9 protein-coding genes are annotated in these 8,517 nt (G+C 50.7%); 3 read left to right on the top strand and 6 right to left on the bottom strand.

Annotated elements, in window-relative coordinates; genetic code table 11:
- Positions 1-72 precede the first annotated feature (72 nt).
- Positions 73-2,238 carry a type I secretion system permease/ATPase gene (locus tag IM267_RS15415; protein WP_193033758.1) on the top strand — a complete coding sequence of 722 codons (2,166 nt, stop codon included), beginning with the start codon at positions 73-75 and terminating at the stop codon, positions 2,236-2,238.
- On the top strand, positions 2,235-3,410 hold the full coding sequence (locus IM267_RS15410; RefSeq protein ID WP_107535320.1) for an HlyD family type I secretion periplasmic adaptor subunit: 1,176 nt from the start codon (positions 2,235-2,237) through the stop codon (positions 3,408-3,410). Before IM267_RS15415 ends, IM267_RS15410 begins: the two co-directional genes overlap by 4 nt.
- 33 nt (positions 3,411-3,443) lie before the next feature.
- Here IM267_RS15410 and IM267_RS15405 read toward each other — a convergent pair whose 3' ends face one another.
- Entirely contained in the window at positions 3,444-4,328 is an 885-nt protein-coding gene (locus tag IM267_RS15405) for a MarR family transcriptional regulator (protein ID WP_193033757.1), read from the bottom strand.
- A gap of 284 nt (positions 4,329-4,612) precedes the next feature.
- On the opposite strand from IM267_RS15405, the gene IM267_RS15400 reads away from it, so the two are divergent.
- Positions 4,613-6,070, top strand: coding sequence for an EAL domain-containing protein (locus tag IM267_RS15400; protein ID WP_193033756.1), 1,458 nt, complete (start codon positions 4,613-4,615; stop codon positions 6,068-6,070).
- 85 nt (positions 6,071-6,155) lie between these two features.
- On the opposite strand, the gene IM267_RS15395 is transcribed toward IM267_RS15400, so the two are convergent.
- From IM267_RS15395 to IM267_RS15375, 5 genes are all read right to left on the bottom strand, one after another.
- Positions 6,156-6,434, bottom strand: a complete 279-nt coding sequence (locus tag IM267_RS15395; RefSeq protein WP_074177737.1) for a biofilm development regulator YmgB/AriR family protein — start codon at positions 6,432-6,434, stop codon at positions 6,156-6,158.
- A gap of 23 nt (positions 6,435-6,457) precedes the next feature.
- Positions 6,458-6,757 (bottom strand): hypothetical protein, encoded by a 300-nt coding sequence (locus IM267_RS15390; RefSeq protein ID WP_063866755.1) that lies wholly within the window; start codon positions 6,755-6,757, stop codon positions 6,458-6,460.
- A gap of 118 nt (positions 6,758-6,875) precedes the next feature.
- A complete protein-coding gene (gene ycgZ / locus IM267_RS15385; protein WP_006810581.1) occupies positions 6,876-7,115 on the bottom strand; it encodes a regulatory protein YcgZ in 240 nt (79 codons plus the stop codon).
- 188 nt (positions 7,116-7,303) lie between these two features.
- On the bottom strand, positions 7,304-7,576 hold the full coding sequence (locus IM267_RS15380) for a YqjD family protein (RefSeq protein ID WP_003857263.1): 273 nt from the start codon (positions 7,574-7,576) through the stop codon (positions 7,304-7,306).
- 166 nt (positions 7,577-7,742) lie between these two features.
- Positions 7,743-8,369 (bottom strand): transporter, encoded by a 627-nt coding sequence (locus tag IM267_RS15375; RefSeq protein ID WP_193033755.1) that lies wholly within the window; start codon positions 8,367-8,369, stop codon positions 7,743-7,745.
- Between the last annotated feature and the right edge of the window lie 148 nt (positions 8,370-8,517).

Here is an 8,517-nt window from a genome sequence, read left to right as displayed (position 1 = left end):
GTTCCGTTTTAAATCATTCCGTAAAGGTATCATTTCAGGACGAAATTACCGCCCTGAACAGGACGTAGCATTATGAAGACACATCCACAGTACGAACCCTGGTTGCAGGGCATGCTTATCATCGCGAAGTATTATCGGCTGGATTTTTCAGCAGAGCATGTTCGGGTCACGATTAACCATGAAAGTCAGTCTCCGCGCCAACTGGTGCTGGAAGAGATGGCGCGCCAGCTTGGGCTGGGGATGCGTTGGGTGGCGGCTGAAGCCGTATCGCTCGATCCGTGGCGTTTACCGCTGCTGGCGGAGTTCACCGGCGGGCAAATCGCGGTCATCAACCGTATGGACAACGAAGGAAACGTCAGCGTGCAGTTCAGCGGCGACGGCGGCCTGGAGACGACGCTGACGCGCGACGAGCTCAGTTCGCGCTTAAAGGGGCTGATGGTATTGCGTCCGCTGGAGTCCACGCCGGACGCGCGGGTGGATGATTACATCAAACCCTATGAGAAAAACTGGTTCTGGCAGCTGGCGCTGAAAGACTGGCGACGTTACGGCGACATCATGCTGGTGGCGCTGGTCGCCAACGTGCTGGCGCTTTCCGGCATGGTCTTTTCCATGCAGGTGTATGACAGGGTGGTGCCGTCGCAGTCGGAAGCCACGCTGTGGGTACTGTTTGGCGGCGTGATGATCGCCATCGTGTTTGAATTCATCATGCGGATGCTGCGCGTGCATATTTCGGACGTGGTGGGGAAGCGCGCCGACCTGCGTATTTCCGAGCGCGTGTTTGCCCACGCGCTGCGGATCAAAAACGGCGCGCGGTCGAAATCAACCGGGTCGTTTATCGCCCAGATCCGCGAGCTGGAGTCGGTGCGTGAGCTGATCACCTCCACCACCATTGCGGCCATCTCCGATCTGCCGTTCTTCCTGCTGTTTGTTTTCATTCTGTGGATGATTGGCGGCCCGCTGGTCTTGGTCGTTCTGCTGGCCGTGCCGCTGCTGCTTATTCCCGGCCTGCTGGTGCAGCGCCCGCTGGGAAAACTTTCCAGCGAAGGGATGCGAGAATCTGCCATTCGTAACGCCACGCTGGTGGAAGCGGTGCAGGGCCTTGAAGACATCAAGCTGATGCGCGCCGAGCAGCGGTTCCAGAACCAGTGGAATAACACCAATGATGTGGCCGCGAGCGTCGGCATGAAACAGCGCTGGCTGACGGGGCTGCTGCTGACCTGGACCCAGGAGGTGCAGTCTATCGTCTACGCCGTGGTGCTGCTGGTGGGCTGTTACCTGGTCATCAGCGGCGACATGACCACGGGTGCGCTGGTGGGAACCTCGATTCTGGCGTCCCGCACCATCGCGCCCCTGTCGCAGATTTCTGGCGTGCTGTCGCGCTGGCAGTCGGCAAAGGTGGCCCGAAAGGGGCTGGACGACCTGATGCAGCGCCCGATTGACGATCCCCAGCACGGGAAGAAGGTGCACAAAGCCCACCTGCGCGGGGATTACCGGCTGGAAGATGTCAGCTTCTACTATGACGAAGAAGAGAAACTCACCGTCCTGAACATCAGCAAACTGCACATTCGCGCCGGTGAGCGCGTGGCGGTGCTCGGGCGTAATGGTTCGGGGAAAAGCACCTTGCTGCATTTGCTCGCCGGCATGCAGGAGCCGCAGCAGGGCAGCATATTGCTGGACGATATTGCTCTGAGTCACCTTGATCCGGCTGACGTGCGCCGCGACATGCAGCTGCTCAGCCAGCAGGCGCGGCTGTTCTTCGGCTCCGTGCGTGACAATATTCTGATGGGCAATCCGCTGGCGACAGACGAGGAAATCCATCAGGCGCTGGTCAACAGCGGCGCGCTGGAGTTTGTGCGTAAGCAGAAAATGGGGCTGAACTATATCATCAACGAAGGGGGAGCCGGGCTTTCAGGCGGACAGCGTCAGGCGCTACTGCTGGCCCGCGCGCTGATCACATCCCCGAACATTCTGCTGCTGGATGAACCCACCGCCTGGCTGGATGAGGTCAGCGAGAAGCAGTTTATTCAGCACCTGCACCAGTGGCTGGGCAAGCGTCGGACGCTGGTGGTGGCGACGCATCGTCTGCCGATCCTGGACCTGGTTGACCGCATCATCGTCCTGGAAAACGGCAGCGTGGTGATGGACGGACCACGTGATGCCATTTTGCGCCAGCACGGAATGGCCCCGCAGCGGGCGCCGCAGCGCACCGTCAAACTGAAAACGGAGGGCGTGGCATGAATGATTTCTCCCGCTTTAACAGCCGGCTGAAGGAACCCCGCCTGCCGCGATCGTCGCTGGTGGCATGGACGCTGTTCGCGTTGCTTGCGGTATTTATCATCTGGGCCAGCCTGTTCGAGCTGGATGAGGTCACCACGGGCAGTGGCAAGGTGATCCCGTCCTCCCACGAGCAGGTGATTCAGTCCCTGGAAGGCGGCATTATCCACAAACTGCTGGTTCGCGAAGGCGATATCGTCGAGCGCGGTCAGCAGCTTGCACAGCTCGACCGCACCAAAACCGAATCCAGCGTGCTGGAAAGTGAATCCCGGTTAAACGCCGCGCTGGCCACAGCCGCGCGCCTGAAGGCCGAAGTTAACGACACGGAGCTGACCTTTCCGGCGGAGCTGGATGATGACGTCGAACTGGTTAAGCAGGAAACGGCGCTTTATCAGTCACGCCGCGAGAGCCTGGAGAAAGGTCTGGCCGGTTTGCGTCAGGGAGCGGAGCTTGTGCAGCGCGAGCTGGCGTTGACCCGTCCGCTGGTGGTTCAGGGCGCAGCCAGCAAAGTGGAGGTGTTACGTCTCGAGCGCCAGAAGAACGAGCTTGAGAATAAAATTACCGAGATGAAAAACCAGTATTACGTCCGCGCGCGCGAAGAGCTGGCGAAGGCGAATGCGGAGATCGAAGCCCAGCGTTCCGTCATGAAAGGGCGCGAAGACTCGCTGACCCGCTTAACGTTCAATGCCCCGGTGCGCGGCATCGTAAAGGACATTGACGTCACGACGGTGGGCGGGGTGATCCCGCCGAACGGCAAGCTGATGAGCCTGGTGCCGCTTGACGATCGGATGGTCATCGAAGCGAAAATCTCGCCGCGCGACGTGGCGTTTATCCATCCTGGACAAAAAGCGCTGGTGAAAATTACCGCTTACGACTACTCCATCTATGGCGGGCTGGAAGGTCAGGTGACGATGATCTCCCCGGATACCCTTCAGGATGAGGTGAAACGGGATGTTTATTATTATCGCGTTTATATCCGAACGGACAGTAACCATCTGACGAACAAGCAGGGAAAAGCCTTTCCGGTTTTCCCGGGCATGATAGCCACGGTCGATATCAAAACCGGCAGTAAATCGGTCCTCGATTATCTGTTGAAACCGTTGAATAAGGCAAAAGAGGCGCTGCGCGAGAGATAAAAAAGGCGTTCAGTAAACCGAACGCCGGTCAGATTAGAGTGAAGGCGTCATGTTAAGAGCATGGCGCCGTTCTTTCGGTACCACGTTGATATAATGCGTGACGTACGCAAAATAGAGTCCGGTATAATTTTCGACAAGCTCGATAAAGGCCGGATAAACCGACATCCGGCCATCGCCGCGATCTTTAAGATAACCTGCCTCCTGCGCCGATTTGATAATCCGGTTAACATGAATACGCGAAACGAAAAATTCTTTTGCCAGCGTGCTGGCTGAATACGCTATCGTGGCGCCGTGTGCGGTTTTATTTTTAATGGCCTGTAAATAGAGATAAAGCATAATCATTCGGCCACCATCTTTATCGATGAACAAGCCTACCTCCGGAAGCACTTTTTTGAATGTTAATCCGCGGAAAAGATATTCTGCGGCGCGCCGGAAAAAGTTGTGCCTCTGAATGTCATTGTCTAAAAGATTAACATCAATATTAAATGCCGGGTAAAGAATGCTTACAGGGGTAAACGCTCCGGACATATAGCGCTTAAGCTCATCCAGCCCTTTTTCTGTCGGGGCGATTTTTGTTTTTCGCCGATCTTCGGTACAACGCCAGGTCTTAATTCGCCCGGTGGTTTTAAGTATGGTGATGATCGCAATAACGCTGTTAGGGCTGGCAATATTATAACGAGAGCATAGTGCCTTAATCTCGGAAACCGATTCAGCCTGATTACCAAAAACAAAGCAACACATTGACAGTATTATGTTGAATCGTGATTCCTGAAGCATCGTTTTGTAGAATAAGGGCTGTTTTTTATAAATGGTGTCATTGATTCTGTAGTGTTCTCTTATAGCTTCACTAAATCGCGGGTTGTTTTTAATGACATCCCGTCGATGTAGCAAAGCTCTGGATGAGATGTGATTATCCATAGCATTTTCTCTTTTATGTCTGAGCCGATGAGATGAAGTGTCCGGTCTTCTTTTTCGGGATTTTCATTATACCTTGAGAAAGCCCTGGTTACTGTCGTTATATGCAAAGAAAGTAATATTTATGATGCATATGGATGAGCCGGTTGATTAACGCAAAGATGTTCCTGCGTATAACAATGATAACGGTTTATTAACCAAAGGGGGTGCGGTAACATTATTCAATGCGAAAAAAGATGAGCTTTCATCACATGCGGGAATGGTGTTTACATTCTCAGGAGCAGGTTATGCCTCAAACTTTACCTTTTATGCAGGGTGCTTGCTACAAGCAACGATTTGTTATTTCAGCCTGCGGTTTCACCTTCGAGGGGTATAGCTTGCTCCTTAAGTCTTGTGGCGTAAACGTCACGCGGCTTCATTTCGAAGAGGATGAAATATGTTCTGCGGACGTTGAAAAAATGATGGAAAATCAATCGCCTGAGGTTTCCGTTTTTCTGGGGCGTGACGTTGCTGCCTTTCTGGAAAGCCTGAAGCGGCTGGTGTCCGTTCTGAATGCACTGCCGGTGATTTGCAGCGTCACCCTGTATGGTGCAATACCTGAGCGATGGCTTTATGCAACGTTGAGAAGTCTCGTTAATAATACAAAAAAGCTTTCTACGATCCGGATAGCGAATATTACAGAAATAATGGGCTGTGTAAAAAATAATGCAGACGTGCGTGCCGACTCATTACGCTTGCTGCGTAACGTACCGGATAAAGAGGGTAAAGAAAATCTGCATGGTTTAACACATCGCGAGTTAACCGTATTGCTGAATTTTTATCGGGGCGTTTCGATAAAAGAGCAGTGTGAAAGGTTAGGGCTGTCAGATAAAACGATTTATACCCATCGGAAGGTGGGTTTAGGTAAACTGTATCTCATTCGGGTATGGTTTAGCGACGCGCGCGTATTCAGGAATGAAGTCTGTGTAGTAAAGAATAAATCACAGGCGTTTTCGGAAACGGAAATAGATGTATTGCAGGCGTTACATAAGCGGGAAATCTTTACAGCTTATCAAATTATTACGGATGGTGATAAAAAAGGGGTTGGATTTGAAATCCTCTTGCGCTGGAATAAAAACGGTCAGATCCTGAAGCCCGCCCATTTTCTGGGAGGGATAAAACATAGTGAAATATGGCTCAAGCTGACGGCGCTTGTTATCCATGCGGCTGTGTCGGGTATCAATAAATACAATGGGAAATATTATTTTTCAGTTAATATTCCTCCCCAGCTTGCTTCGGGAAATGCGCTGCCAGGGATGGCAAAAAAGGCCGTCGAAATGTTACTCAAACCGCAGTGGGCCGGTAAGCTGGTCTTTGAACTCGCTGAAACGATAGACGTAACAAAGGATAGACATATTCCCGAAACCCTCCAGCGCTTACGCGCCGAGGGTTGTCGGCTTTTTCTGGATGACTGTTTTTCAAAATATCATGCAATGTTGCCCATCAGACAGATTAATGTCGATGGACTGAAGCTTGACCGCGATATTGTTGAGCACTTTATGGCTAACGACAAAGACTATAGCATTATAAAAGCGATACAGGTTTATAGCGACATGACGGGAACCGAATGCATTGCGGAAGGGGTCGATAGCGAGGAAAAATTTCAAAAACTTGTCGCGTTAGGCGTTAAGCGATTTCAGGGATATTACCTTTCACGGGCTGTGAAAGAAGAGGAACTGGATCGGATGGTACGGTTATTCAGTTAAACGCCTCACTATGCGGGTAGTACGACATACTTAAGTATTCGACCACCCGCAAAAAACAGGCGCTCACCGCCGCAATAATGACTTCTCAGATATCATCGCGAGTAAAACCGACAACAATTTCAAGCGTGTTACGAATGACATCGCAGGCTTCAGGCTCTTCGGTAATTTCCAGGGCGTGAATCAGTTGCAGAATAATCTCTTTATTCGAAAGATTGTCACCGGTAAGCAGAATACAGCGTATTGCTGAGCCCAACACTTCAGCCTCACCATTGAGATGCCTTCCGGCGTTAAGGAAATGTTCTGCCAGTCCTTTATCGTGCAGTGCTTCAAAATTATACGTCTGCTGCGTCATCGCTTTACTCATGGTGGTCACCGTGTTGGTTAAAATTAGTGTTTCTTGTCTGGTGTCAGAAGCGTAGTGTGGCTGAAGAGAGAGCGCATGCGACCAATTTCATAGTCGCCCATCACTCTTCCACGATCGTGCGATACGCCGGTTACCCGCTGTCGCACTTCATCTTCAGCAGCAATCAATGCATTTTTACGTTCATCATTTGATTCAACGTTAGCCATTGCCCGCAGGCGATTAGCAAGAGACGCAAAGGTAATGGGTCCGTTCTCTTTTATGATGGATAAAACGGCCTCACCGATAAGGTCATCCTTAAGTCGTTCAAATTTAGTTCTATGCATAGCTTCAATCTCACTCTGCTACACGCGCCAGGCTGTAGCATGGGGTTAGTCATCGCATCCAGAGTCTCTATTCTCACTCAGCATGACTAACTTAGTAAGTTAAAAAACAGTGTTCAGGTTAACGCTCGAAGAAGAGGGCAATCAGACCGTTATAGTGCGCTTTTTCAGCGTCAGACGTTGATTCTTCGATTCTGCGCAGCAGCTTTGTACAAATTGTCATTCTGCTCAATTGTACATTTTCTTTGATGATCTCACTGACGATGGCGCCAAGGGTTTCCTGCTGTGTTGGCACGTTATCCTTGTTAAAATACAGAGTAATAGCGCTTTCTGCGGTTGAAGGAGCATGGTTGCGACGCATAATTTTCCACCGTTGACAAACAATTTTGTAACATCACTGGCATCGAATTTATACCATTCAGTTAAATCTGTACACATAAATTGTACAAGTTTTTCGTAAGGATCGGGCTTTCGCCATGAGAACTATCAAAATTAGGGGGGAGTAAGCGGTAAAAGAGGGGAAAAAAGAAGGCCCCGGAGGGCCTGAAATTATTTACGTCCCAGCAGAAGTCCCAGAACGATACCTACCGCACCCGCAGCGATTAAGCCCGTTAGCGGGTTGTTCCTGACGGCCTCAGTGACGTCCGAGACGGCGTCACTGGCCTGGGCAGCATATTTTTTCGCAGCACCCTTCACCTGGTGTTTAGGCGAATCAACGAATTCACCAAACTGCTGCTGTGCAGAGCCGGACAATTCATCAAGTTTGTTTTTGGCTTTATCGCCAGCGTATTGTGCATTTTTATCAGTGTCGAAATCAGACATTCTTACCTCCTTTTGTTGACAGTCTAAGGATAGCCGCTGTTTGCAAGAGTGAGAGGGAATTCACTAAAATCGGCATCCGAAGACTCATTTTTAGGATATGTCTTTCTTACACGGCCACCATTACTCCCGAAGGGGAAAGATGATGGATATTTCCCTCGCCGTCTTTTTATACGCAGCGGGACGAGAGATTATTTCTGCGTTCGTTAGCGCGAAAGGTAACGTAATAGCCAAGGGATGCAGCCAGGCACAGCATATAGCCGAACGATTCCGAACCTTCCTCTACGGCGTTTTTCACGACACGAATATAGCCATGCTCCAGGATGGTGTGCCACAGCGCCTGCATGCCAAAGAGTCGCGAGAAGACCAGCACGGCCAGCAGGCCGCTCAACAAAATGCCATACCAGGGGGACTGGGTGTATTTTGCCAGCTGTTCCAGGGTAGCGCGAATATGCATAACGGGACGAATTAAGGCCAGCAGAGCGGTAATGAGGGCGAACCATACCCAGCTCCCGTGAGCAAGAAGATCAAAAAGCGCGTCAAGTTCCCGAATTAACATCGTCAGGAAAAATCCGCCCACCAGAATATTGCAGTAACGCATGGATTCGTCCATTTTTGCCAGACGAAAATGGAGAAAGACGATGGTCGCTAATACCGTTTCCTGCATAATTTCCGTCAGTGATAATTCCGGAATATCATGACCAACAAACCGCATATCAACCCAAAGACACAGTATAATAAGTGCGCAAACTGCCGCCGCGCCAACGAAGAATAAAAAGCTTTTTAGTACAATCATTAACACCACCATTTTGTTTGTAGCAGGTATGTTAGGTGACGAGAATGTTATTTCTGTTCACATCGTGCCATATAAGTGCAGATTTTTAACATTTTGAGCTAAATAGGGTCGGTAGCGGCGTGCCGAGGCAGAAATGAGCGGAAGAGTC

Source organism: Enterobacter cloacae complex sp. P15RS, from assembly GCF_014895905.1.
In the GTDB taxonomy this organism is placed as follows: domain Bacteria; phylum Pseudomonadota; class Gammaproteobacteria; order Enterobacterales; family Enterobacteriaceae; genus Enterobacter; species Enterobacter quasihormaechei.
This window is presented reverse-complemented; position numbering and strand designations above follow the sequence as displayed.

Bases quoted from the DNA above. Each gene is read 5' to 3' on its own strand.
- IM267_RS15415 (WP_193033758.1), top strand. From the start codon at position 73: ATGAAGACACATCCACAGTACGAACCCTGGTTGCAGGGCATGCTTATC.
- IM267_RS15410 (WP_107535320.1), top strand. From the start codon at position 2,235: ATGAATGATTTCTCCCGCTTTAACAGCCGGCTGAAGGAACCCCGCCTG.
- IM267_RS15405 (WP_193033757.1), bottom strand. From the start codon at position 4,328: ATGGATAATCACATCTCATCCAGAGCTTTGCTACATCGACGGGATGTC.
- IM267_RS15400 (WP_193033756.1), top strand. From the start codon at position 4,613: ATGCCTCAAACTTTACCTTTTATGCAGGGTGCTTGCTACAAGCAACGA.
- IM267_RS15395 (WP_074177737.1), bottom strand. From the start codon at position 6,434: ATGAGTAAAGCGATGACGCAGCAGACGTATAATTTTGAAGCACTGCAC.
- IM267_RS15390 (WP_063866755.1), bottom strand. From the start codon at position 6,757: ATGCATAGAACTAAATTTGAACGACTTAAGGATGACCTTATCGGTGAG.
- ycgZ (WP_006810581.1), bottom strand. From the start codon at position 7,115: ATGCGTCGCAACCATGCTCCTTCAACCGCAGAAAGCGCTATTACTCTG.
- IM267_RS15380 (WP_003857263.1), bottom strand. From the start codon at position 7,576: ATGTCTGATTTCGACACTGATAAAAATGCACAATACGCTGGCGATAAA.
- IM267_RS15375 (WP_193033755.1), bottom strand. From the start codon at position 8,369: ATGATTGTACTAAAAAGCTTTTTATTCTTCGTTGGCGCGGCGGCAGTT.